Below are 457 nucleotides of genomic sequence, written 5' to 3' on the forward strand. Positions count from 1 at the left end.
TTGTGAACTTCGAACTTTCGGTTCGTTTCGTCTTCACACACCGCAATCTGGTGCCTTTTCAGGTCAGCAAATTGCTTGGGTGTTATATGGTCAAGCCTCACGGGCAATTAGTATTGGTTAGCTCAACGCCTCACAGCGCTTACACACCCAACCTATCAACGTCGTAGTCTTCGACGGCCCTTCAGGGGACTCAAGGTCCCAGTGAGATCTCATCTTGAGGCTAGTTTCCCGCTTAGATGCTTTCAGCGGTTATCTATTCCGAACATAGCTACCCGGCAATGCCACTGGCGTGACAACCGGAACACCAGAGGTTCGTCCACTCCGGTCCTCTCGTACTAGGAGCAGCCCCTCTCAAATCTCAAACGTCCACGGCAGATAGGGACCGAACTGTCTCACGACGTTCTAAACCCAGCTCACGTACCTCTTTAAACGGCGAACAGCCGTACCCTTGGGACCT

At 52.3% G+C, this 457-nt stretch carries 1 rRNA gene; it reads right to left on the reverse strand.

From position 1 onward, the window contains the following. Positions 1-86 precede the first annotated feature (86 nt). Positions 87-457, reverse strand: a 23S ribosomal RNA gene (locus TR61_RS19475); the annotation flags it as partial.

Origin of the sequence: Aestuariivita boseongensis (assembly GCF_001262635.1) — a bacterium.
Taxonomy (GTDB): Bacteria; Pseudomonadota; Alphaproteobacteria; order Rhodobacterales; family Rhodobacteraceae; genus Aestuariivita; species Aestuariivita boseongensis.